We start from the raw sequence: 22,087 nt of genomic DNA, 5'->3' as shown, positions 1-22,087 counted from the left end.
GGACATACAAAAATCCCTCCATGATTATCGGATGAAATTATATTATTTCATCTGACAACCATAAAGGGATTATTACACAAGAAATTTCTTGTTGGAACTTTTTTTCATTTGTCTTTATAGAAATTTTCAATTAATCGATTAGGTATAAACCAAATTGATGGTACAATCAGACAAAAAATTAACACCAACTCTGGTTTAATAAATACTGACATCAATCCAATAAGTGAAAAAGATAACGACACCCATGTTTTATTGTCATTTTTAATTGCTTTTGCTAAATTTGATTCAGGCCCATTTGCTCGAAGTAATTCATTAGTTAATACTACATACATAATATTAAATAATAGAAAGACAAGGCCATATAAAAAGGCAGGCGCAAATTTATTATAATGTTCACCAACCCAGCTTGTTGCAAATGGCATGAATGACATTACAAACATAAATCCAGTATTAACAATCAACACCCGCCCATTGATTTTATCCGCCAATTGAAACATGTGATGATGATTATTCCAGGTGACACCAATTAAAAAGAAACTTAATACGTAAGCTAAAAAAGTACTTTGAAGCGGTATTAAATCTGAAAATGTGTCTCCCTCTGGTGCTTTTAACTCTAAAACCATGATTGTCATAATAATAGCAACTACAGCATCTGTGAACGCTTCAACTCTACCTTTTGACATACGAACCCCCTAAATTTTTATAAATTTAGTATTACAAAGATTAGTCATTAAATCAACTAAAAATAATTCCACTTTTTAAAGATAAAATATACTTCCAACAAATATGGCAGGCATAAACTGGTAGGTTAATTTATATTTTAATGATCAACTGGGACCATATTTATCATTTATTATGTTAACTATTTCTCTTTAATTTATATATTTTAATATATTATTAGTTAATACAAATAAATTAAGGAGTTCTAGTCTATGAATAAATTAAAATGGTTTTCCGGCGGAGATGATCGTGGAAAACAGGCCGAACAAATTATTACCGATTTATTAACTGATTTAAGTACAAATAATGGTAATAATACACTTAAAATTACGTTACAAGCTTATCTCGAAGAACTAAAACAAAAACGTTCTTCTGTTCCATTCATTTTAAGTCGCATGAACTTAGATCTTTCTAAAGCCATCAGGAATGATGAACAACCTTTATCTGACAATCAATCTAAAAAATTAAAAGAGTTAACCTCTATCTCCAATATTAGATATGGTTACTAACTATATTCTTTCTTGGTTTATACCTTTATTTTAATATAAAGTTCGTAAAAAACGACTACTTACAAAAATAATCCTTTGTAAATGGTCATTTTTTGTGTCCGTAATTTCTAACAAATTAATTTATTTTTTCATAATAGACCTCTAATTTTATGGCAAAATAAAAAAGATAACTCGTCGAATCAAGTCATCTTTTCATCTGTTATGTTGAATAGGATTGTCAAAAATCACCTTAAAAACACCTTAATTTGCATTCAAACTCATTCAATCTTATTCAAACTTTTAAAATGCAAAAGTGATATTTTATAAGGCTTTTCAACCTTATTCAAACTGTAAAATGGAGATGGCGGGAGTCGAACCCGCGTCCAAGCATATTGCCACTCAAACATCTACGTTCATAGTTATACTATTTAAAATTCGCCAACCGTAGCGCCGTATAACAGGGCTAACACGTCTGACTAACCTGATTAGTCTCTTTTAACTTCTCCAGGTGGAAGAAGTTAACGTAAGTCCACTTAATTTAGGACCCAGATCTAGCACATGGACGATACTAGGAGGATCTACGTTAGAGCGCTATTAAGCAGCTAAAGCGTAAGTATTACTATTATTTTTTGCAGTTATAATTTAACTGAGCGTTTTAACGAAGACGCAAACTTCGAAACGCAATCCAAGCTCAACCTATACCTGTCGAATCCTGAACATCCCCATAACAACTATAAACATACCATATTTATCAGTTAAAATAAAGATGTAACCTGACGACTTATTCTTTGACAAAAAAATGTCATTCAACTATTGTGAAGACAGTTACTTAGAAAGGGAGTTATAAAATGAAAATTGGAATTATTGGTGCAACTGGTAAACAAGGACAATCTACATTAAAAGAGGCAGTTTCTCGTCATTTAGATGTTACTGCTATTATTAGAAATAAAAGCAAATTAACAGAAGATGTTCCTTTTATAGAAAAAGATCTTTTCAAGTTAACAACTGCTGATTTAGAATTATTTGATGTTATTGTAGATGCTTTTAACGCTCCATTTGGTCAAGAAAATCTTCATCAAACATCATTAAAACATTTAACGGATATCTTAGCTGATACTAAGGTTAAGCTCGTTATTGTTGGTGGCGCAAGTAGTCTTTTCGTTGATTCTGAAAAAACACTGTTACTTGGTGATACACCTGACTTCCCTGAAGGTGCTAAAGCAACAGCCAAAAATATGCGTGATGCTTTAGTCACACTCCGTACCGTTTCAAATGTAGATTGGGTCTATATTTCACCAGCTGCATTTTTCAATCCTAGTGGCGAAAAAACAGGCCACTATCAAATTGCCGGTGACGTTTTAACAATGAATTCACAAGGTAATAGTGAAATTAGCTATGCCGACTTCTCTATCGCATTGGTTGATGAAATTGAATCTAATTCACATCATCAAGAACGTTTTAGCGTTGTTTCTAAATAAATTTAATTATCTGCCACTTTCACAAGAAAGTGGTTTTTTTTGTAAAAAAATAAGTGATAATCATCACTTATTTTTACGTCATTATCTAAATTATATTTTAATATTTACCTGCTAAAACGTCATCAATTAAATCTAAGACGCTATCATCTTGATTTGAACCGATACGATGATTTGCCATTTTAGCTGCCATATTTGAAGACTTTTCCATTGCAAAACTTAATGGTGTGTATGCCAACATCTCAGCATCATTATCATTATCTCCAACGGTTACTACTTCATCATCTTTTACATCCCATAATTCTTGCAAAGCATTTAACCCATTTTGTTTTGTTGCCTCTTTAACATTGATATCAATAAATCCAAAACCAGAAACTTTTGCAACTAATGATTCATCAACATTTTCTTTTAATTTAACCGCAAATGTTTTATATTCGTCAATGGGGCCATTAATCGTAACTTTAGAAATAGTTTTTTCAACCTTACTTAAATTAGGGACCTTAATAATGTCTGGATAGTACGTATTAGCCATTTCTACAAAGTTATCAGACTCACTTGCATCAATATACCCACTCTCATCTGTTGATGCTAAGATTCCATAATTTGGCGATACCTTTTGGATATATAAAACTGTTTTTTCAAATACGGCTGGATCAATATTAAATGATCTGATATGGGTGTTGCCATCATAAATAACCGCACCGTTATCTGAAACGTAACCTATTTCACCAGAGATACGTTTAAAAATATCTTTAATTTTCATAACTTGATTTCCACTTGCTACCACGAAATGAATCCCTTTATTTTTTAGTTCAACTAATTGGTGACTAAATCTAACTTCATCAAACGTTTTATTATCTCTTAAAAATGTACCATCTAAATCCACTGCAATTATCTTGACTGTCAAAATTACATTCCTCCGATTATGCTTTAATAACTCTATTATACTGCATAAGTAAACGGATACAAAGAACTAAAAAGAAACGCCCCTTGGAAAAGAACGTTTCTTTACAATTTATGATTTAAAATATCATCAATGCTATCCAAAACACTATCATTTTGATTCAACCCAATGATGTGTTTTGCTGTTTTTTTAGCTAACTTTGATCCGCTAGCCATAGAAAAACTATTCGGCGTGAACGCCAACATTTCTTGATCATTATCATTATCCCCAAATGTCGCAACTTCTTCATCCAAGATTTGCCAACGATTTTGTAGTAAATTTATGCCGTTTTTCTTTGTCGCGTTCACTAAATTAATATCAATATAACCAAATCCAGACGCTTTTGCTTGAAGTTTATTATTCATTTCAGTATTTAATTGTAATGATATTCTTTCATATAACGACACGGGAAAATGACCCGTCAGCATAGAAATTCCTTGATTAAGTGATACCAAATTATCGACTCCGGTTACTTTCGGATAATAATCATTTACATCTTGAATAAATGTATCAGATTCCCGTTTATCATAGAAACCTCCTTGATTATTAACCGCTAATAGTCCTATTTCAGTGAATGTTTCCTTCAAATACTGAATCGTTTCTTGATAGAGACTATTTTCAAAAATGTATTCTTTCAATAACTCTTTTGCATCTTGAATGACTGCTCCATTTTCAGCAACGTAACCAATTTTATCTTTAATTTCTTTAAAATATTGTTCAATGGCTAAGGTTGGATTCCCACTTGCTACCACAAAATGTATTCCCTGTTGTTGCATCCTTTCAAATTGATGCGAAAATCTTTCTTTATCGTATGATTTATCATCCCTTAAAAATGTACCATCTAAATCTACTGCAATTAATTTAATCGTCATCCCTGCCACCTCTAACGTTATTATACATGATTTCTATACATAACTATATTCTTCAAATGGCGTATCAAACCAGTCATAACGCATTATAATTTGCATGACTCGATTCACAGGAATCCACAATCCCGACCGTAAAATATCTTTCATTGTCTCTAGAAATATCTTGTCATTTTTTGTACTATTTGGTTGTTTAATTTTTATAATTTCTGAATTTTCAGTTTTTACAGTAATAATATGATTGTTCAACGCAATGACTTGTGCAGAAACGATATTATCACTTATTAATTTATTATCTTTGTTTTTATCTATTTTCATTTTGTTAAACTTCCTTTCTGGTATAGGTTCATACTACCTTGGCTTTATGACTTATCTATGAAGTTATTAATAATAAATCATTAAAAAAAGCTTAACCAGTTTAAGAACTGATTAAGCCTTAAATTAATAAACAACAACAGGTTCGTTTTGTGAAACGTTCGCAAATAAAGTTGCCATTGCGGCTGGTTTTGTATTAACACAACCACCAGAACCATCTTTAAGATAAGCTGTTTTAGACCAATTTGTTCTCCAACTAGCGTCATGGAAACCAATTCCACTATTTGTGAATTGAGCCCAGTAACTAACTTTGACAGAATAATTAGCTTTACCAACTTCACTACCTTTAAGTATTGATGGCGTTTGTTTGTACATAATATACCAAACACCCTTAGTTGTATCTTCACCAGTACTATGTTTACCAGTTGCAACATCAGTTGTTAAAACAACCTTGCCATTTTTATGGATCCAAACTTTCTGCTGCGCAATTGACACTTCAGCATACGTATCTCCAAGTCCATCATTTGCAGTCGTTGTGTAACCAGTTCCATAAGTATTATAGCCAACACCATATTTATCATTGGTTGCGTCAATAGCTGCAGTACCATCTTCTAACGCTGTCAAAACATGTGTCACTGAGTCATTCATTCCAAGGGCCCAACCATATGATTGTCCACTAACTGGAACAGTACTTCCTGTAGCCGTTTTAAAATTATACTTTTTATTCAATGTTGCTTGTTTCTTATTAATTTCATCTACTTTTGCAGAAATACCACTCGTATCAACAACATATTTACCATCTTCAACAGTTGCTTGCTTAAGAATATCTGCACCCTTCAACGTATACTTCGTTGATTGAACGGTATAAACAGTCTGTCTAGCAGCTAGTGTATCCAATTTTTCAGTATCAGCTTTAACTGTTTTACTGTCAGCAGATAAAGGTTGGAGTTCAGTATCCTTCAACTTCGTAATGCTACTATAGCCAGCCTTATCATAGGCAGCTAAAATTTGCTTAACATTATATTGATTCCCTTTTTTCCCAGGTGTTACTGATACTTTTCCATTTTTTAAAATGGGACTTGCATCAACAGCCACTGTTCTTGTTTTATTTAACTTTGTTAGTTGGGTTTTTAATTGTGCTTTTAATTGATCCTTAACTGTTGTATTCAACTTTTGTGGAACAATCGCATAATTTTTCTTAACATTTGAAGGAAGAATGGTACGTTGCTTCTTCAACAATGCTTTAATCGCTGGCTTATCTTCATCAGTAAAACCAGTTGTTGTATCTTTTGCATCGACTATTTTTGTTTTACCTACATAAATAACATTTTTTGACGTTTCATTTTTTAACTTACTAATAACTTTATCAACACTTAATCCACTGACATCTGTATCATTAATTGTGATGCCTTTATTAAAATGCATACTTTGATTGAAACTTGCTCCACCAAGAATTCCCAAAACTAAAATACTTCCGATACTAATACCAATCTTTAACGATTTTTTCATAGTTTTTCACCTCATATTATGAATTCATAGTGCGCTATTCCCAATAAAAATATCATACCGCACTATGAATGTCGAATCAATTTTGTTGTTTTCTAAATTATACTCTTTATAACTTTTAAAATCTTTTAAATAATATTTGACAATAATATCAGATTTATCTATACTACATTTATCAACTAACTCAGAGAGGAAATCAAGCCTATGACTTATTCACAAGTAAAACTTAATAATCGTTGGCAAAGCCGGTTATTCAGATTGTAGTCTGTTTTTTACAGATATAATCTGTCTATTCAGATTGTATCTGTATATCGGTTTGGTTTCTATAAATCAAAACCCCTGTATGGATATCAGTATATTCATGCGGGGGTTTTGTCTTTCAAGACGGCCCTCGAATCTGAGGACTGTCTTTTTTTATTAAAAATTAAAGGGGTACTTATAAAATGAAACGATTAATTGGAACCATTATTGCGTTATTTTTATTCTTAGTGATTGCTTTTTTCTCAACACTTCAACCAACAACATTTTCAAACGCTAAAGGAGTACCAACAATTGGTATTCTTCAATTAACAACACATCCTGCACTGGATGCGATTCATAAAGGAATTATTGCTGGATTAGAAAAAGAAGGTTACGTACCTGGTAAGTCTGTGAATATTGATTTCCAAAATGCTGAAGCTGATCAAAGTAATTTAAAATCAATGAGTGACAAGTTTAATAATGAAAATGTTAATCTCATGATTGGTATCGCAACACCCTCTGCACAATCTTTAGCTAATGTAACTAAAAAAACACCAATTATTTTAGGTGCCGTTACTGATCCAAAAGGTTCTGGTTTAGTTAGCAACAATCAGAAACCAGGTAATAATATCACCGGTGTTTCTGATCAAGCACCTATTAAAGCACAGTTAGCTTTAATGAAGGAACTAATACCTAATATGAAAACCGTGGGTGTCCTTTACACATCAAGTGACGATTCAGCTACAAAACAGTATCAACAATTTAAATCTGCAGCAATCAAATCAGGCTTAGAAGTTAAATCGGCAACAATTACCTCTACAAATGATGTTGACCAAGTGTCACAATCGCTCGTAGCATCTGTTGATGCCGTTTATGTCCCCACGGATAACACAGTAGCATCAAGTATGCAGACTCTCGTTAAAAATGCGACACAAGCTAAAATTCCAATTTTCCCTGCAGTAGATACAATGGTCAAAAATGGCGGCTTGGCAACTATTAGTATTAACCAATATGATTTAGGTGTAGCCACTGGTAAAATGGCTGCTGCCGTTCTTTCTGGAAAAAGTGTCCCTGCAACAACACCAATTAATTTTGTAAAAAAAGGTGATCTTGTTATTAATTTGAAAACAGCAAAGGCCTTAAATATTACAATTCCACAAGCATTAATTGATCAAGCCAAAAATAAAGGAGAGTTAATCAAATGACAATTATTGTATCTGCTATCGGACAAGGACTCCTATGGGGGGTTTTAGGTCTTGGTCTTTATCTTTCATTTAGAATTTTAGACTTTCCTGATATGACTGTCGAAGGTACTTTTCCAATGGGCGCCAGCGTAACTGTGATTTGTCTAATCCACGGAGTTAACCCGCTTCTGGCCACATTCTTTGCATTTCTAGCAGGGACACTAGCTGGTCTAGCCACCGGGTTACTTTATACAAAAGGTAAAATTCCGATTTTATTAGCTGGAATCCTTGTCATGACAAGTTTATATTCAATTAACCTACGAATTTTAACAAAAGCAAATATCAGTTTACTTGGACAAAATACAATTTTTTCTGCTCACTTTCTAACTAATCTTCCTGCATCTTTTGATTCCGTTGTATTAGGGCTCATTCTGGTTATCATTAGTATTGGCTTACTCGCTTTCTTTTTAAATACCGAATTAGGCCAAGCGTTCATCGCAACCGGTGATAATGAAAAAATGGCCCGCTCACTTGGTATCCAAACCGATCGTATGAAGATTTTAGGACTAATGGTTTCAAATGGCTTCATCGGACTTGCCGGTGGGCTAATCGCGCAAAATAATGGCTATGCTGATATCAGTATGGGTATCGGAACGATTGTCATTGGGCTTGCTGCAATTATTATCGGTGAAGTTGTTTTTGGTAACTTATCATTAACAGCACGTTTGGTTGCCGTTGTCATTGGTAGTATTTTCTACCGATTTGTTATTTTAATTGTATTAACATTAGGCTTTAACGCAAACGATTTAAAATTAATTTCTGCTATTATTTTAGCATTCTGTTTAATGTTACCAACTCTCCGAAAAGCGCTAAGACTAAATACTTTGTTTGAAGGAGGCCATTCAAAATGACTGAACCCATTTTTTCACTTTCCAATATCGTCACTACCGTTAATACCGGTACTTCTGAGGAGCAACAAATCTTAAAAAATTTAAACCTCACCATCAATAAAGGCGATTTTATAACTGTAATTGGTACTAATGGCGCTGGTAAATCGACCCTTTTCAATACAATTGCTGGTAATATTAAACCAACGAGTGGCAAAATTATGTTACGCAATAAAAATATTACGAATGAAAATGATATTAAACGGACAAATTATATTAGTCGTGTTTTTCAAGATCCTAAAATGGGCACAGCACCTAGAATGACAGTCGCTGAAAATCTATTATTAGCCTTAAATCGAGGCAGTCGCCGTCGGTTTAAACCTCGTCATTTAAAACAAAAAATGACGCAATTTCGTGAATTAACCGCAAAGATGCCAAATGGTTTATCAGAACATTTAAATACACCTGCTGGAAACTTGTCTGGTGGTCAACGTCAAACATTAAGTTTTTTAATGGCAACTTTGATTCAACCTGACTTACTGCTACTAGATGAACATACGGCCGCCCTCGACCCCAAAACAAGCCAAGAATTATTAAAATTAACCGCCGAAATTGTTGAACAAGAACAATTATCTTGTCTAATGATTACGCATCACTTAGAGGACGCATTATCATATGGTAATCGAACAATTGTCTTAAATGATGGTCAGATTCAATCTGATTTATCAGGTGAAAAACGTGCCAACCTATCTACGACTGATTTATTAGCCTATTTTAATGATTTAGAATAAAAAATACCACAACCTTATAAAAGTTGTGGTATTTTTTTACGATTTTATATTCGCTTTCTTAGTTGCAATAACAACAACTGCCAAGGCAAGTAAGATTAATAATGTCGAACCAACGAACAAACCGTTGTATGACAATCGTTCAATTACGATTCCACCAACTAATGGTCCTAACGCTTTACCAATAGATGCGGCAATATTAATCGTTCCTTGTGCCTTACCTTCTTGACCTGGCTCGGCCAGTTCATTAATCCATGCCGGAATGGCTGGGAATGCGACCATTTCACCTAACGTCAACAAGACCATTGAAAAGACAAAATGAGAAAAGTCTTTCGCAAAAATAAGTGTTGTAAATGATAACGCAAATAAGCCAACACCCATAATAATTTGTCTAAATAATGACTTAGCAATTGTTCTCGTTACAAGCGTCACTAGTGGTTGTCCAAAAACAATGAGTCCTGCATTAATCGTCCATAATAAACTATATTGACTCAATGGAATATCTAACTTATCCATATAAATTGATAAATTACTTTGCCATTGCTCGTAACTCAACCAAATAACCAGGAATGTTAACCACATTGCGCCGATAATCCAAACTTTGGGATTAACACCAGCTGATTGTTCTGATTTTGTTGGTTTCACTTTTTTTCGTATTGGATCAACTCTATACGCTAAAATAGCAGTAATCAAAAATATTGAATATAAAATTAATGCTGATACAAAGACCATTGTGACACTAACTTCAATCACGTATCCAACTAATAATGTCCCAATAACAATCCCTAAATTTAAAGCTAAATAAAAGAGATTAAAAACATATCGACTATCTTTTCTTCTAATTGTGGCCGCAAATGAATTTAAAATTGTTGCCACAATCCCGTTACCAAGACCCAAAATAACTAGCAAAATTGGGTATGCTGGCCAGCCATGCATGAAAACTAAGCCTAATACGGCCAACCATGCAATTACGATTCCTACCAATGTCGCATAATAAGGCCGCCATTTATCAAATAAATAACCACCAGCATAATTACCAATAATAGTCGCAACTGAGTTTATTAATAGTACAATTCCAGAAAATGTTAAACTTTTACCTAAATAGTTATGCATGTAAATTGTTGTTAACGGCCAGACGAAACTTGAACCTGCGCTACTAATCACTGAACCTATTAACAACCATTTTAATTTAATTTCTTTCGTCATTTTTTTCCGAAAGCCCCCTTTTTAAGGTTACTTAATGTTCAATTTTTCTAAATACTTTTGATTCTTTTCACGATCAAATTCATTTTCTGATTGTGCGATAATAACAGCTGCTAATGAATTACCAACAACATTGACGGTTGTACGACCCATATCTATGATTCTATCAACTCCAGCGATAAAAGCCAACCCCGAAGCAGGAACACCAATAGTTGAGATTGTCGCTAATAGGACGACAAATGATGCACCAGGTACTCCAGCCATCCCTTTAGACGTAATCATTAACACAATCAATAATGTAACTTGTTGTCCAATTGATAAATTAATATGGTATGCCTGTGCCAAAAACAGAGCAGCTATTGACTGATAAATTGCTGATCCATCTAGATTAAATGTATATCCTGTTGGAACAACAAAAGAAACAATTCCCTTTTTAACACCAAAATTTTCCATTTTTTCCATAATTTTAGGCAGTGCTGCTTCAGAACTAGCCGTTGAAAAAGCAAGAATCATTTCATCCTTGATTACCTTTAACAAGACGATTAAATTAATTTTAAATAATTTAGCAACAAGACCCATTACTACAATAACAAAAAATATCATCGTTATATAGGTCACAATAATAAAGAACCCTAATGGTTTTAAAGCAGAAACGCCTAATTGTGCTATTGTGACACCAATTAATGCAAAAACACCGATAGGTGCCAATTTCATTACCCAGTTTGTCACTTTGAACATAACTTCAGATACAGCTGAGAAGAAATCAATAATCGGTTTTCCCTTCTCACCTAGCGTTGCTGTCCCGAGTCCAAATAAAACGGAAAAGAAGATAATAGGCAGCATATCACCTTTAACAAGTGCCTCAAAAATATTAGTTGGCACAATATGCATTAAAATCGTACTCAACCCAGTAGAGGTTGAGTTTTCAGTTGTAACATATTGACTAATATCGACTTTATTTAAAGCTGTAATATCTATAAATTGTCCGGGTTTAGTTAAGTTACCAACAATTAATCCTAATGCAATCGCAATTGTTGTCATAATTTCAAAGTAAATTAATGTTTTTCCACCGATTCTACCTAATTTGTGGATATCTCCCATATTGGCGATTCCGACCACTAGACATGAAACAACAATCGGTAAGACAATCATTTTGATCATATTAATAAAGATGGTTCCCAGCGGTTGAAGTGAGTTAATAATGAGTTTATTTTGATACCCAATAGCACCAATAATAATTCCTAAAATTAATCCAATTAAAATTTGCCACCCAAGACTAATTCGGTACGCTTTATAATATTTCAATTTAACCATCCTCACTATATTTTAATTTACTATGGTTAATCTTATCATATATACGAACAATTATGTTATTTTTTTATTAAAAAAGAGCAAAAAACTGTAAAATGAGTTTTTCGCTCTTTTAACATTCATATTTTTAAAATATTATCTGATGACACTAACGGAACATTGTGCATTTTGAGCCATATAACTAGCTTGAGAGCCAATAAATAATTTCTTTGAATTACTTGGCGTATTCGTTTTTGAACCGCAAATTAGAATATCCGGTTTAAAATCTGGAATAACCTTCTCAACAATTTCAGAACCTGGTCTACCAGCAGAAACAATTGCTTGTACATTTTTAACGCCAAAATCATGCGCCTTATCTACATAGCGTTCGATACTTTCTTCAAGTAATTTTTTATTTTCTTTGATAACAACTGGTGACATAGAATCAAAAATATTCATATCACCTGTCTCTAATATTGAAACAATCCCTAAAGGAATTTGTTGTAACTTAGCTAACGCTACCGCATAATTAAAAGCTAAAATTGATGATTCAGAATCATCCTCATCTATGGCAACTAAAACGCGTTTAAAAGTTACCGGTGTTATGTCAAAGTCCAACTTTTCTAATCTATTATTCATATCGTCACTCCTCACTTGTTTTGTTGCCATTATTGATGATTTTACTTACGCCAGTTACTTGGGCTCCAAAGCTGCCCTTCCATTGAGCCATGCAAGCTCTCAATTTCAACTGACTGATCTTTTAATAGCGCAATTGTAGCTTCAATCAATAATTGGTTTTCTTCTGTTTCAATTTTTTTAAGCTCAGCAATTGTCCAGTCAACATTTCCATCCATTTTAATCACTCCTTTTACTCATACAAACGTACCATAATTAGATTAATAAATTGAATTTAATGCTTACTATTTTCCAAGGCGATGATGAGTTTTGCTAACTGTTCATCACTTGCAGCAAAACTTATTCTAAAGTAGCCCTCACCAAATTCTGTGAATGCACTACCTGGAACAACAGCTACCTTTTCTTTCAGAGCAAGTTGCTGACAAAATTCAACTGACGTTAATTTTAGTTTTTTAGGTATTTCAACGAATAAATAAAAGGCGCCATCTGGTTTAATTAAATTATAACCTAATTTTTCTAAGGCTGTTACCAATCTATCACGACGAATATGATAAGCATCTCTCATTGGTACACTATCTTGCTTCCCATTTTTAACAGCTTCAAGTGCAGCTACTTGTGATAAAGTTGCCGCGGTCGTTACGTGATATTGGTGGACCTTTTTCATAGCATTAATTAATCGTTCTTCAGCTAATACAAACCCAATCCGCCAACCGGTCATTGCATGTGATTTAGACAATCCCATTATTAAAATTGTCCCTTCAGGATACAAATTAGCCATGGAAATATGCGGTTGTTCATAGGTTAACTCGCAGTAAATTTCATCGCTCATCACCCAAATGTCATGTTTTTTCAAAACATCTTTAATAGAAGATAACTCAATTTTACCATAAGAAACACCGGTAGGGTTAGTTGGATAATTAAATATAAATCCAACGATAGCTTTATTCTTATTTTCCTGCAATGTCTTTTCAATAAGCTCTGCCGTTACCCTAAAGTTCGTCGTACGTGTATCCATAAAAATAGGTTTAACGCCTTGTAACTGCATTAATGGCAAGTAAGCTGGATAACAAGGAACTGGTACTAAAATGTAATCTCCTGGTGTTGTTACCGTCTTTAATGCTGTAGCAATTGCCTCAGTTGCCCCAACGGTCACTAAAACATTCTTTGCGTCATAAGCCAATTCAAACTTTTCATTATAATAATCAGCAGTTGCCTGTCGTAATTCTGGATTACCAGCTGAGGCTTCATAATGTGTTTGTCCGTTATCAAGCGCTGTTTTTGTAGCGTCCATAATATGTTGAGGTGTGATGAAATTAGGTTCACCTAACGTTAACTTATCGATACCGTCTATTTTGGAGACCCATTCATCAAATCGACGAATACCTGATAATTGTATCTGATCAGCTACTGTATTTATTTTGATCATTAAGACACCTTCTCCGAATTAGAATGAATCTTAATTATACATCAAAAAAATAACGATTTATAAAAATTCTTATAAATCGTTATTTCAACTTATCTAAACATTGTTTTCGTTGCTTTTGCCAAAACTTTTGGCATTTTTTCATAATGATGTAATGGTGTTAATTGCGTATCTGAAATTCCTAAGAACTTATACACAGCAATTTGTGCACAACGGAACGAATACTGTTCTGTAAAGACCATATCAAATGGCATTTCTGCAAATTGACTAATAAAGGCCAAATTCTTTGAATGTTCAGGTACAACGTCAGGACGATCACCAATTGCGCGACGGTTAAATAAGGCACTCGCATATGGCATATAAACAGGTATAACATTAACAACACTATCCATAATTTCATCTGTACGTTGGCTAATATTATTCGTAGCTGTATCTGTTTGAGCCAAATGGCCTAATAATTCTTCTAACATTTCGCGACCAGTCATCTCGATAAATGGTTTTTGAACAAAATCACCCTTGCGACGAGGATATAAACAGTAACCCCAGAATACAGTCTCATTTTCTTTTTGAGCATGGAAATGAGGTTGATGATGAACCACGATTGATAATAAATTATTACTATCAACCCAGGTATTCAATGCATTACCAGGTTCTTGTTGTGTAATCCGTGCAATTTCATTTACTGCTAAATGATTATCAGTTGTGACTGTAAAACTCATCCATTCACTTTGTTGACGATCATTAAAGAATTTATCTGGTTTACCTAAGTTATAGAAATGTTCAGTAGCTTGTTTCCATAATTTAGCACTAGGTGCATAGTCCATATTTTCCACAATCGGTGTATCAATATCGCCCATTGATGAACTATCTGTAATTGAACCATTCGTATCAAATACTAAATCGCCATCATTAATAATGATTTCGCCGACTTTATTATCATTATCGACTTCTTCATATTCAAGACCAGTGACAACAATATCGTCACGTAAAGCTGTATCTTTAAATTTAAATTCAGTTATCTTACGGTTATCCACAAAGGTTACACCACGGTCTGTAAGATATTTACGCATTGGTAAAATAATACTTTCATATTGGTTATATGGTGTTCTTGTAACACCTTCCAATGTGTTAATACGACTGAATTCAAGAATCATTCGGTTCATATAACGACGTAATTCCATTGCTGAACTTTCCTTTTTGAAGGCAAAAGTTGTTTGCCACATATACCAGAAATTAGTTGTAAACATGTGTGGACTATTTTCAAACCATTTTTCAATACTGATATCATTAATCTCTGATTCCTTTGATTCAGGCATCGTCATTAATTTTGTTAGTAAAACGCGATCTCGTGTATTAAATTGCATATGACGATAATCATTCTTACCGCCTTTATTTCTAATACCATCCATTTTATCAATTAAGCGTGCAATATCATGCGTTGGATGTGCATGATCAAAATCTAAAATTTCATCTGTAACTGTCTTTCCAGGATTATCCAATGATGGCACTTCTCGAAGAACATCCCATAAGTTTTCATATGTTTCTTCATTCAACATACGACCACCTTTAGCTAGGAATCCTTTTTGATTACTCAAACCTTGGTTACCATATTCAGTCACATAATCTTTAACTGCAGCGCCATCATTAGCACCATGTTTTTCTAAACCAAACATCGTAATTTGGTCACCATGCCAGCCACCATCACGAATTAAATAGATACCTGCTGCTAAGTTACCAACACCTGTACCAATCATATATGCTTTTTGAGTCATAATCTATTCCTCCTTCGATTTTTCGCCTTCACGAATCATTTTAATTAAATGTTCCAAACGGTTTAATGTTTTTTCAGGTGTTAAAAAGTAAAAACGTTTTAATCCTGTTTGTTTATAATCAATAAGTCCCACATTTTTTAAAACTTTCAAATGATGTGAAACTGCCGGTTGTGATAACGCCATGCGGTCAACCAGCTCAGAAACCGTTAACTCTTGCCGTGACTTAGAACCTAGCAAAATAATTAATCGTTGTCTTTTTTCATCTGCCAAAGCGTTCAAAATATCTAGATTGGAAATAAATTCCTGTAGCGCTTCGGATTGCCCTGGTTCTAATTCTTCAGCTTCCATTGTCAATCATCCCCCTATATCTATCTTCATGAATATAATAACACCACGTTAGAATTTTAGCAACCGCTTTCAGTAAACGTTTTAATTTACTGCCTAATCTTTTTTATTCATCTTAATTTGAATTCATTTAAATAAAAAAAGTGGCTCTCTACATTAGTAGAAATCCACTTCACCTATCTTACATTTTATCCATTGTTTCATTTAATAATTCATCAACTTTATTATTACCTTCATTATCTGCATGACCCTTTGTCCATTCAAAATCAACATTAGTGAAAGCTGGTATTAATTCAGCAACTTGTTGCCAAAGTTCGACATTAAGTACTGTTTGACCATCCGCTTTTTTCCAATTTCGACGTTGCCAACCTACTAACCAATTTTTTTGAATTGCATTCAAGACATACTTCGAATCTAATATAAATACGACGTGTTCTTCTCGTAATCCTAAATCAATTAATTTTTTCATAGCTTGAAGAAATGCCATAATTTCCATATGATTATTAGTTTTACCTTTTTCACCATCTGTACCAGAAAAGGTCTCACCCGGTGTTTTAATATAAAAAGCCCATGCCGCAGTATCTTCTGCTAGGACGTGACCGCCTAATTTATTACCATGATTTCTCGAACCACCATCAGTCCAGACTTGAATTGAATCTGAAGTTAAAGTTACGGATTGATGAACTGCTGTCGCACTTTTTTTACTACCTGTCGCTGTTGGTCTAGGTGCCCCATCATCCATCCAATTTTGGGCTTCATCTCGCGTTTCAAATCCTTTGTATCGTGCCCCATCGTATCCATTAACCAACTTTGCCACATCAGGCCATTTTGTGAAAATACCCGTTTTACGTCCTTTATATACTGCATAAAAATTCTTAGCCAATTTAAATCACTCCATTAGTCAGTTTATTGATTCTTTTATTGTAAGCTAAAAGGCACTAAAAATATATTTAAATAAAAAATACTCATTCTAAAGTATGCAAAAAAACCACCGTTCTAATCAACGGTGGCCATCATTTATTTAACTAAATTATGCTTTTTTTGCTGCAACTGCTGCGTCGTTAGCTTTGCTTTCTTTTAAGAAAGTAGCAAGTTCTTGTTGTTTACGACGACGGTTCTTTTTGTTTGGAGTATTAACTGGACGACGATCGTTACCGACACCTGTATGGTTGTTTGATGACATTTCGCAATCCCCCTTTCTTACAATCTCTTAATTTTAAACTGTATTCAGAAATAATTCAAGTTAATCATTAATTTCTTATAATGGACTCAAAAAATTAAGTTCATAAATAAAAAAAGATAACCGGCAGTAAGTCGATCATCCTCTATGAATACTGCTCAGGTAGGGATCGAACCTACGACATCTTGATTAACAGTCAAGCGTTCTACCGCTGAACTACTGAGCAATCTTTATAATTCATTTCTGTCTATACTATTTTATACCATAGGTTAACCTATTTTGTAAAGATATTTTTGGTAATATTTACTCAATATGATTGTCTTTTAATATCGCATTCAAATCATTTTGAGCTTCTTCTGTTTTATGCCACTCTTGATATTCAGTAAATGCTTCTAGTGGCATTTCAAAATTTTGATTAATATATTTTTCATAATTAATAACGTGTGATGATCTGGGAATATTTAACTGTAGAATACGGACTTCTTTCAATAAATCTCTTTGAACTGCAAGTTCTGCTCTCCCATTTTGTACCATGTTCGATAATTCAAAATATTTAGAACCATCTTTTCTAGTAATTTCTTCAATTAATGATAAAACTTCATGACTTTTCATATTGAACCCAACTTTCTACATCTATTCTCTTAATTAAGTATAAACACATTTGACAATAAGTACAACAAGCACAAAAAAAGCCACTACATCGCAATAGTGGCTAGCATAAGAGAGAAAGAGAATTGATAAAGGTAATTCATATACCTTACAAACTTAAGATAACATCAAATGTAAGCGTTGTCAATAGTTTGTATTAAAAAAGTGCTGTCGAATGATCTACGCCAACACTTTCCTATTATTTCGTATTATCTGGATGAACAATACTTGTTGGGTTCTCAATAATATGACTTATTGAATGCCCTGATATATTTACTAAACTAAAGAATACCACAGCGACTAAAATCACAGCTGTTAGCACCTTACTTGGTTTAGACATTTTTTCATTTAAAACAGAGCCATAGAAATCCTTTTTTACCTTTTCGGTAATAACTTGCTTTGAAACGCCTAAATTTGCTTCATCAGCACTTTCTTTGTCTACTTGGTTAATAAGATAGTCATCGATACTAAACGCTTTTTGAGCCTCTTTTTGTTTCTTTTGGTACGCTGTTTTTTCTTTTTTTGATAATTTTTTAAACCAATCAATATAAGCTTTATATTTAGTGACAACTTCTTTAGTAGGACCAACTTGTTTTAAATCACCATATTGGATCCATGCGACACGATCGCATAGCATTTCAATTTGTTTTAATGAATGACTAACAAAAATAATTGTTTTTCCTTGTTCTTTAAATTCGTTAATTTTATCAACACATTTTTGATAAAAAGTATCATCGCCAACTGACAATGCCTCATCAATAATCAAAATATCAGGATCAATATGCACGGCAATAGCAAAGCCTAAACGAGATTTCATCCCACTAGAATAGCTTTTAACGGGTTGATAAACAAAATCACCTAAATCAGCAAAATTAATAATTTCATCTAAAATATCATCAATTTGTTGGTTAGTTAGACCCTGCATTAAACCTTTTAATCGAATATTTTCTAATCCGGTTAGTTGGCCTCTCAATCCAGCGCCGATAGCAATAATAGAAGTTTCTCCGCGAACATCTACAATACCGGTTGTTTGTGGAATAATCCCCGAAATAATATTGGATAACGTTGATTTACCTGAGCCGTTAACGCCAATTAAACCAAGTGTTTCTCCACTCATAACATCCATCGAGATTCCTTTAAGAGACCAAAAATGAGGTACCGTCGTACTTTTAAAAGAAAAGAATGATTTGATATGTTCAGATTTTGTTTTAAATAAGTCATATTCTTTTGTGACATTTTTTACTCTAATTTTATAATCGACCATTTTTTCAACTTCCTAAAAACGTATTTTCTTACAATTGTCATCATGTTACTAGACTTACTATCAGCCGTCAAGCAAGCACAAAACACAAATAGAACCAATCCATTTATTTTAACGCTTTAAATGAATTAGTTCTACATATGGATGATAATTTTATTTATTTTTTAATAAACTTGCAGCTGCTTCATCAACAATGACAACTACATCATCATGATTTTGTAAGAAACTTGCAGGTAGGTCTTCTGTTATAGGGCCTTCAATCATTCCCTTAATAGCTTCTGCCTTACTTTCACCAAAAGCTTCAAGTAAAATCTTGTGCGACTTCATGATTGATCCAATACCCATTGAATAAGCATATTCAGGAACATCATTTTCGTTATCAAAGAAACGTGCATTTGATTTGATCGTTGACTCCGTTAAATGAACTTTATGTGTCAAGCTATCTTCAGCTGTTCCAGGTTCATTGAATCCAATATGACCATTTTTACCAATACCCAAAATTTGTAAATCAATTGGATTATCTTCAATAATTTTGTCATAACGTTTTGTTTCTTTTTCTGAATCACTTTCAAGACCATTAGGTAAGTAAGATGTCTTAAATGGTTTTTTACTAAATAAATTTTCATTCATAAAGTAACGGTAACTTTGTGAATCTTTTTCACCTAAACCAACATATTCATCTAAGTTAACTGATGTTGAATCCGTAAAATCTAAGTCACTGGCTGTAATTGCGGCATAGGTTGTTAATGGTGTGCTTCCTGTAGCAAGTCCAAAGACTTTAGCATTTGCTTCTTTAGCAGCTTTAAAAATTTCGTAGCCTTTTTGGCCACCCTCGTTTTGGTCTTTAACAATAATTAATTTCATTTGATTGTCCTCTTTTCAATTATTTATTCCTCTAATTGGTATAGTCCAATAATACAATATCATTTTAAAAAAAGCAATAGGTCTATACCAAATAATAAACAAAAAAATGATACTACCCTTAAACAGGTAATATCATTTCTTCAATCTATCTTATTCGACAGTAACACTCTTAGCTAAATTACGAGGTTTATCAACATCATAGCCACGGTTTAGGCTTGTATAGTAAGCCAATAATTGTGCAGGCACAATACTTACTAACGGTGTTAATAAGTCAGAAACATCTGGTAATACAATTTGATCACCCTCGTTTGCTAATGTCTCTGTTGAGATGATAATTGTATTTGCTCCACGAGCCAAGACTTCTTGAACATTGCCTCGTGTATGACTTGCAGTCGGTTTATCAGTAATAATAGCTACAACTGGTGTGCCTTCTTCAATCAAGGCAATAGTTCCATGTTTTAATTCACCAGATGCAAAACCTTCCGTTTGAACATAAGAGACTTCTTTTAATTTAAGTGCAGCTTCAATTGAAACATCGTAATCAATACCACGACCAATATAGAAAGCGTTACGCGTTTCACTTAAGAATTCTTTCGCTAAGTCATTAATTGAGTCTTTATCATCAACCATAGCTTGCATAGCATTTGCAACCATTGTTAATTCATGATAAACATCAAAATTAAGAGCTTTTGTTTGTTTTGTAACTGTTCCTAACGCTTTTGCTAAAAGTGCTTCAACGGCAATTTGAGCTGTATATGCCTTAGTTGAGGCAACTGCTATTTCAGGACCAGCATGTAATAATAACGTATATGTTGCCTCACGAGAAAGTGTAGAATTTGCTGAATTTGTAATTGTTAAACTTGGGTACATCATTTCGTTAACTTTTACAAGAACCTGACGGCTATCAGCTGTTTCACCACTTTGTGATAAGAAAATAAAGAATGGTTTTTCTGAAAGTAATGGCATATGATAACCAAATTCTGAAGCAACATGTACTTCTGTTGGTACATTAGCTAAACCTTCAAATAATTCTTTTCCAACTAATCCGGCATGGTAACTTGTCCCTGCAGCAACAATATAGATGCGATCAGCAGCTTTCATTGCGTTTAAAATACTATCATCAATTTTAACAGTTTCTTCATTTTCAACATACTCACTCAATAAACGTCGCATAACAGCTGGTTGTTCATCGATTTCTTTTAGCATGTAGAATGGATATGCGCCTTTTTCTGAATCGCTATCATCCATTTCAACATGATATGAATCACGTGATACGGCTTCACCAGCTTTATTTTCAATTTCAATAGAGTCAGGTTTAACAATAACCATTTCACCATCCATGAGTTCAATGAAGTCATGTGTTTCTTTCAACATTGCCATGGCATCACTGCAGACAACATTAAAGCCATCCCCAACACCAATTAATAAAGGACTCTTATTCTTAGCCACAAACAATGTTTCTGGTTCTTCACGATCCATCATCAAGAAAGCATATGAAGAACCTTCAAGTAATGATAAAACTTTTTTGAATGCTTGTTTAGCAGTTAAATTTTCTTTATTTGCAAAATATCCAATTAATTGAACAACAACCTCAGTATCTGTTTCACTAACAAAATTTACGTCTTTTAAATATTGTTCTTTTAACTCAGAAAAATTAGTGATAACGCCATTATGTACAAGGTAAAAGCGGCCATCTTCAGAAACATGAGGATGGGCATTAAATTTACTTGGTACGCCATGTGTTGCCCAACGCGTATGTCCAATTCCAGCAGTTCCATGAACCTTATCATCAATGGCCGACTTCAAATTCGAAATACGTCCAGCCTCTTTAACAAGGTAATCTTCACCCGTTTTGTTATCAACAAAAATACCGGCTGAATCATAACCACGGTATTCTAATTTTTCCAAACCATTAATTAAAATTTCAACAGTATTCGTTTTTCCTGTTACGCCAACAATTCCACACATAGTTTATGTCATCCTTTTTTTAAATGTATTTTTTATTATTATTTTAAAATTGGTATAGATGTTTAAAAAACAAGTAACCCTTATC

The 22,087-nt window shown here is 33.4% G+C and carries 23 protein-coding genes, 1 tRNA gene and 1 other RNA gene; 5 read left to right on the top strand and 20 right to left on the bottom strand.

All coding sequences use genetic code 11. The annotated features are described in order from the left end of the window. Nucleotides 1–104: 104 nt before the first annotated feature. Entirely contained in the window at nt 105–683 is a 579-nt protein-coding gene (locus AC1RPJ_RS05165; RefSeq protein ID WP_409022266.1) for a TMEM175 family protein, read from the bottom strand. Nucleotides 684–932: 249 nt separating this feature from the next. Here AC1RPJ_RS05165 and AC1RPJ_RS05160 point away from each other — a divergent pair, with 249 nt between their 5' ends. Next, nucleotides 933–1,229, top strand: coding sequence for a bacteriocin immunity protein (locus AC1RPJ_RS05160; RefSeq protein WP_481761412.1), 297 nt, complete (start codon nt 933–935; stop codon nt 1,227–1,229). Between the two features lie 332 nt (nt 1,230–1,561). Here the strand turns inward: AC1RPJ_RS05160 and ssrA are convergent. Next, nucleotides 1,562–1,932, bottom strand: a transfer-messenger RNA (tmRNA) gene (gene ssrA / locus AC1RPJ_RS05155). Nucleotides 1,933–2,056: 124 nt separating this feature from the next. Here ssrA and AC1RPJ_RS05150 point away from each other — a divergent pair. Further along, complete coding sequence (locus AC1RPJ_RS05150) at nt 2,057–2,686, top strand: NAD(P)-dependent oxidoreductase (RefSeq protein ID WP_481761413.1); 630 nt, start codon at nt 2,057–2,059, stop codon at nt 2,684–2,686. Between the two features lie 97 nt (nt 2,687–2,783). On the opposite strand, the gene AC1RPJ_RS05145 is transcribed toward AC1RPJ_RS05150, so the two are convergent. The 4 genes from AC1RPJ_RS05145 to AC1RPJ_RS05130 form a co-directional block, all read right to left on the bottom strand. Further along, nucleotides 2,784–3,590 carry a Cof-type HAD-IIB family hydrolase gene (locus AC1RPJ_RS05145; protein ID WP_409022263.1) on the bottom strand — a complete coding sequence of 269 codons (807 nt, stop codon included), beginning with the start codon at nt 3,588–3,590 and terminating at the stop codon, nt 2,784–2,786. A 101-nt stretch (nt 3,591–3,691) separates the two neighbouring features. Next, nucleotides 3,692–4,498, bottom strand: a complete 807-nt coding sequence (locus AC1RPJ_RS05140) for a Cof-type HAD-IIB family hydrolase (RefSeq protein ID WP_481761414.1) — start codon at nt 4,496–4,498, stop codon at nt 3,692–3,694. Between the two features lie 33 nt (nt 4,499–4,531). Beyond that, nucleotides 4,532–4,810, bottom strand: coding sequence for a hypothetical protein (locus AC1RPJ_RS05135; RefSeq protein WP_409022261.1), 279 nt, complete (start codon nt 4,808–4,810; stop codon nt 4,532–4,534). Nucleotides 4,811–4,933: 123 nt separating this feature from the next. Beyond that, nucleotides 4,934–6,316: a L,D-transpeptidase family protein gene (locus AC1RPJ_RS05130; RefSeq protein WP_481761415.1), complete on the bottom strand. Its 1,383-nt coding sequence runs from the start codon at nt 6,314–6,316 to the stop codon at nt 4,934–4,936. A 440-nt stretch (nt 6,317–6,756) separates the two neighbouring features. Between AC1RPJ_RS05130 and trpX the strand changes: the two genes are divergently transcribed. From trpX to AC1RPJ_RS05115, 3 genes are read left to right on the top strand one after another with little or no spacing between them, the layout of a single operon-like run. Then, nucleotides 6,757–7,758 carry a tryptophan ABC transporter substrate-binding protein gene (gene trpX, locus AC1RPJ_RS05125; RefSeq protein WP_481761416.1) on the top strand — a complete coding sequence of 334 codons (1,002 nt, stop codon included), beginning with the start codon at nt 6,757–6,759 and terminating at the stop codon, nt 7,756–7,758. Further along, nucleotides 7,755–8,648 (top strand): ABC transporter permease, encoded by an 894-nt coding sequence (locus AC1RPJ_RS05120; protein WP_481761417.1) that lies wholly within the window; start codon nt 7,755–7,757, stop codon nt 8,646–8,648. Before trpX ends, AC1RPJ_RS05120 begins: the two co-directional genes overlap by 4 nt. Continuing rightward, the gene (locus AC1RPJ_RS05115; protein WP_481761418.1) at nt 8,645–9,415 is read left to right on the top strand and encodes an ABC transporter ATP-binding protein; all 771 of its coding nucleotides are present in this window, start codon (nt 8,645–8,647) and stop codon (nt 9,413–9,415) included. The genes AC1RPJ_RS05120 and AC1RPJ_RS05115 overlap by 4 nt, the downstream gene beginning before the upstream one ends. A gap of 36 nt (nt 9,416–9,451) precedes the next feature. Here AC1RPJ_RS05115 and AC1RPJ_RS05110 read toward each other — a convergent pair whose 3' ends face one another. The 14 genes from AC1RPJ_RS05110 to glmS all read right to left on the bottom strand — a co-directional run bounded on the left by AC1RPJ_RS05110 (nt 9,452) and on the right by glmS (nt 22,002). Further along, nucleotides 9,452–10,618 carry an MDR family MFS transporter gene (locus AC1RPJ_RS05110; protein ID WP_481761419.1) on the bottom strand — a complete coding sequence of 389 codons (1,167 nt, stop codon included), beginning with the start codon at nt 10,616–10,618 and terminating at the stop codon, nt 9,452–9,454. 27 nt (nt 10,619–10,645) lie between these two features. Beyond that, the gene (locus AC1RPJ_RS05105; RefSeq protein ID WP_481761420.1) at nt 10,646–11,920 is read right to left on the bottom strand and encodes a cation:dicarboxylate symporter family transporter; all 1,275 of its coding nucleotides are present in this window, start codon (nt 11,918–11,920) and stop codon (nt 10,646–10,648) included. Nucleotides 11,921–12,061: 141 nt separating this feature from the next. Further along, on the bottom strand, nt 12,062–12,544 hold the full coding sequence (locus AC1RPJ_RS05100) for a universal stress protein (RefSeq protein ID WP_481761421.1): 483 nt from the start codon (nt 12,542–12,544) through the stop codon (nt 12,062–12,064). 41 nt (nt 12,545–12,585) lie between these two features. After that, a complete protein-coding gene (locus AC1RPJ_RS05095; RefSeq protein ID WP_409022253.1) occupies nt 12,586–12,759 on the bottom strand; it encodes a hypothetical protein in 174 nt (57 codons plus the stop codon). Nucleotides 12,760–12,815: 56 nt separating this feature from the next. Then, nucleotides 12,816–13,967: an aminotransferase class I/II-fold pyridoxal phosphate-dependent enzyme gene (locus AC1RPJ_RS05090; RefSeq protein WP_481761422.1), complete on the bottom strand. Its 1,152-nt coding sequence runs from the start codon at nt 13,965–13,967 to the stop codon at nt 12,816–12,818. 89 nt (nt 13,968–14,056) lie between these two features. Continuing rightward, nucleotides 14,057–15,736, bottom strand: a complete 1,680-nt coding sequence (locus AC1RPJ_RS05085) for an oleate hydratase (RefSeq protein WP_481761423.1) — start codon at nt 15,734–15,736, stop codon at nt 14,057–14,059. Between the two features lie 3 nt (nt 15,737–15,739). After that, the gene (locus AC1RPJ_RS05080) at nt 15,740–16,084 is read right to left on the bottom strand and encodes an ArsR/SmtB family transcription factor (protein WP_409022250.1); all 345 of its coding nucleotides are present in this window, start codon (nt 16,082–16,084) and stop codon (nt 15,740–15,742) included. A 178-nt stretch (nt 16,085–16,262) separates the two neighbouring features. Further along, on the bottom strand, nt 16,263–16,964 hold the full coding sequence (locus AC1RPJ_RS05075; RefSeq protein WP_481761424.1) for a ribonuclease H family protein: 702 nt from the start codon (nt 16,962–16,964) through the stop codon (nt 16,263–16,265). Nucleotides 16,965–17,111: 147 nt separating this feature from the next. Next, a complete protein-coding gene (locus tag AC1RPJ_RS05070) occupies nt 17,112–17,264 on the bottom strand; it encodes a hypothetical protein (RefSeq protein WP_409022248.1) in 153 nt (50 codons plus the stop codon). 151 nt (nt 17,265–17,415) lie between these two features. Beyond that, nucleotides 17,416–17,487: transfer RNA gene (locus AC1RPJ_RS05065), tRNA-Asn, on the bottom strand. A gap of 77 nt (nt 17,488–17,564) precedes the next feature. Next, nucleotides 17,565–17,873, bottom strand: a complete 309-nt coding sequence (locus tag AC1RPJ_RS05060) for a hypothetical protein (RefSeq protein ID WP_409022247.1) — start codon at nt 17,871–17,873, stop codon at nt 17,565–17,567. Between the two features lie 235 nt (nt 17,874–18,108). Further along, a complete protein-coding gene (locus AC1RPJ_RS05055) occupies nt 18,109–19,173 on the bottom strand; it encodes an ABC transporter ATP-binding protein (protein ID WP_481761425.1) in 1,065 nt (354 codons plus the stop codon). A 150-nt stretch (nt 19,174–19,323) separates the two neighbouring features. After that, nucleotides 19,324–20,034: a glucosamine-6-phosphate deaminase gene (locus AC1RPJ_RS05050; protein ID WP_481761426.1), complete on the bottom strand. Its 711-nt coding sequence runs from the start codon at nt 20,032–20,034 to the stop codon at nt 19,324–19,326. 150 nt (nt 20,035–20,184) lie between these two features. Then, nucleotides 20,185–22,002: a glutamine--fructose-6-phosphate transaminase (isomerizing) gene (gene glmS, locus AC1RPJ_RS05045; protein ID WP_481761427.1), complete on the bottom strand. Its 1,818-nt coding sequence runs from the start codon at nt 22,000–22,002 to the stop codon at nt 20,185–20,187. Between the last annotated feature and the right edge of the window lie 85 nt (nt 22,003–22,087).

The organism is Dellaglioa sp. CoH-57-MRSF-17 (assembly GCF_056782015.1).
Note: the sequence above shows the minus strand (reverse complement) of the source record. Positions and strands in the feature narration are given on the sequence as shown.

What these genes read in the sequence shown, in the direction of transcription:
- AC1RPJ_RS05165 (WP_409022266.1), bottom strand. Translation starts at nt 683, where the DNA reads ATGTCAAAAGGTAGAGTTGAAGCGTTCACAGATGCTGTAGTTGCTATT.
- AC1RPJ_RS05160 (WP_481761412.1), top strand. Translation starts at nt 933, where the DNA reads ATGAATAAATTAAAATGGTTTTCCGGCGGAGATGATCGTGGAAAACAG.
- AC1RPJ_RS05150 (WP_481761413.1), top strand. Translation starts at nt 2,057, where the DNA reads ATGAAAATTGGAATTATTGGTGCAACTGGTAAACAAGGACAATCTACA.
- AC1RPJ_RS05140 (WP_481761414.1), bottom strand. Translation starts at nt 4,498, where the DNA reads ATGACGATTAAATTAATTGCAGTAGATTTAGATGGTACATTTTTAAGG.
- AC1RPJ_RS05135 (WP_409022261.1), bottom strand. Translation starts at nt 4,810, where the DNA reads ATGAAAATAGATAAAAACAAAGATAATAAATTAATAAGTGATAATATC.
- AC1RPJ_RS05130 (WP_481761415.1), bottom strand. Translation starts at nt 6,316, where the DNA reads ATGAAAAAATCGTTAAAGATTGGTATTAGTATCGGAAGTATTTTAGTT.
- trpX (WP_481761416.1), top strand. Translation starts at nt 6,757, where the DNA reads ATGAAACGATTAATTGGAACCATTATTGCGTTATTTTTATTCTTAGTG.
- AC1RPJ_RS05120 (WP_481761417.1), top strand. Translation starts at nt 7,755, where the DNA reads ATGACAATTATTGTATCTGCTATCGGACAAGGACTCCTATGGGGGGTT.
- AC1RPJ_RS05115 (WP_481761418.1), top strand. Translation starts at nt 8,645, where the DNA reads ATGACTGAACCCATTTTTTCACTTTCCAATATCGTCACTACCGTTAAT.
- AC1RPJ_RS05110 (WP_481761419.1), bottom strand. Translation starts at nt 10,618, where the DNA reads ATGACGAAAGAAATTAAATTAAAATGGTTGTTAATAGGTTCAGTGATT.
- AC1RPJ_RS05100 (WP_481761421.1), bottom strand. Translation starts at nt 12,544, where the DNA reads ATGAATAATAGATTAGAAAAGTTGGACTTTGACATAACACCGGTAACT.
- AC1RPJ_RS05095 (WP_409022253.1), bottom strand. Translation starts at nt 12,759, where the DNA reads ATGGATGGAAATGTTGACTGGACAATTGCTGAGCTTAAAAAAATTGAA.
- AC1RPJ_RS05090 (WP_481761422.1), bottom strand. Translation starts at nt 13,967, where the DNA reads ATGATCAAAATAAATACAGTAGCTGATCAGATACAATTATCAGGTATT.
- AC1RPJ_RS05085 (WP_481761423.1), bottom strand. Translation starts at nt 15,736, where the DNA reads ATGACTCAAAAAGCATATATGATTGGTACAGGTGTTGGTAACTTAGCA.
- AC1RPJ_RS05080 (WP_409022250.1), bottom strand. Translation starts at nt 16,084, where the DNA reads ATGGAAGCTGAAGAATTAGAACCAGGGCAATCCGAAGCGCTACAGGAA.
- AC1RPJ_RS05070 (WP_409022248.1), bottom strand. Translation starts at nt 17,264, where the DNA reads ATGTCATCAAACAACCATACAGGTGTCGGTAACGATCGTCGTCCAGTT.
- AC1RPJ_RS05060 (WP_409022247.1), bottom strand. Translation starts at nt 17,873, where the DNA reads ATGAAAAGTCATGAAGTTTTATCATTAATTGAAGAAATTACTAGAAAA.
- AC1RPJ_RS05055 (WP_481761425.1), bottom strand. Translation starts at nt 19,173, where the DNA reads ATGGTCGATTATAAAATTAGAGTAAAAAATGTCACAAAAGAATATGAC.
- AC1RPJ_RS05050 (WP_481761426.1), bottom strand. Translation starts at nt 20,034, where the DNA reads ATGAAATTAATTATTGTTAAAGACCAAAACGAGGGTGGCCAAAAAGGC.
- glmS (WP_481761427.1), bottom strand. Translation starts at nt 22,002, where the DNA reads ATGTGTGGAATTGTTGGCGTAACAGGAAAAACGAATACTGTTGAAATT.